This window comes from Sphingomonas sp. 37zxx, assembly GCF_000786205.1.
GTDB lineage: Bacteria > Pseudomonadota > Alphaproteobacteria > Sphingomonadales > Sphingomonadaceae > Sphingomonas.
In genome coordinates this window covers 1-1283 of the sequence record NZ_JROH01000105.1, presented here as the reverse complement: position 1 = coordinate 1283, position 1283 = coordinate 1, and the positions used below count along the sequence as shown (strand labels likewise).

At 56.1% G+C, this 1283-nt stretch carries 1 protein-coding gene; it reads right to left on the bottom strand.

The annotated features are described in order from the left end of the window. Window positions 1-24: 24 nt before the first annotated feature. The coding region (locus QU44_RS16940) for a TonB-dependent receptor domain-containing protein (protein ID WP_033923587.1) at window positions 25-1283 on the bottom strand (1259 nt) is incomplete at its 5' end.

Here is a 1283-nt window from a genome sequence, read left to right as displayed (position 1 = left end):
ACCGTGGGATTTTTCAGCAGCCTGTTAGAAGAAAAAGCGGGCTGAGGTGGAGACGGTGCGGCCATACATGGTCTTGGCCATCGCCACGCCTGATGCAGGCAGGGTGCCTTCCAGCGTTTCAACAATAGCCAGCTCATTGAACAAGTTGCTGGCGTTGACGCTCAGTTCGACCCGATCCATAGGGCGGAACTGTGCAAACAGCCCGACAGTTGTAAAGGCGGGAAGCCGCAACTGGTTTACGTCCTGCGCAAAGCTTTTGGTGTTGCCCTGGATATTGGCACCGACCGAGAACATGTCGCTATCAAACTGCGGGCGCAGACTGAACAGCAACTTGGGCTGGTGCCGGGGGATATTGCCTTCCAGCGCCGGGGTTTCCGCTTTGCTGATCTCGGCTTCGGTATAGGTTGCATTGGCAGTCAGGCTGAACGGGCCGCGACGAATTGCACCTTCAAATTCAAGACCATATGCCGTGTAGGACCGCGTCACAACCGCTACGCTGGTCAGGCCGGTGGCGGGGTCTGTGCTGAATTGCGAATTTGTCTCGTCCGTCTTTGCATGAAATCCGGTGAGATTCAGCACGATGCCATTGTTGCGATACTTGAGGCCGATTTCTGCCTGCTTCACAGTGTCATTGCCTGAGGCACTATTGGTCAGGTCGCCGGTCACCGTGCTGACCGCAGGGGTGAACAACAGCTTTTCAGCCCCGGCCCGACCGCCCCGGCTATAGCGGGCAAACATCGCAAAAGGTTCTGCAATGCGATAGTTCGCGCTGACCGAATAAGACAGATAATCGTGGCTGTAATTGACCGGGAATGTCACGCCGGCCGGAATGACGCCCACCCGGTTTTCTGGAATGGAAATCACGCCATCGCCGTTGATGTCAATCCGCGCGGTGGCGCGGTCATTGATGATATTGCCGCGCACGCGGTTGTTGTCCCAGCGCACCGAGCCGCCAATGGCGATCTTGCCTTTCTGGTAATTGAGCGAGGCAAAAGGTGCCGTGACTTGATAGGTCACGTCTTGGTTCTTCATACCACCACCGCCTGAAGGGGTGTTATAGATCAACACACCGTTATCAGTGACGGTGAGCCCGGTAGCTGTCGTCAGGTTCAACGGAACCGACCGGCCATCGCCAGCGACATCTTGAAACAGTGTCATAAAGCCATTCTCTGACACAAAGTTCTGGCTGGAGCGATACAGGCCTGTGGTTGTCGTCAAATCACCACCACCCAGGTTCCATACGCGGCTAAGGCGCAGGTCGTTGGTCATGTTGCTGACATCGG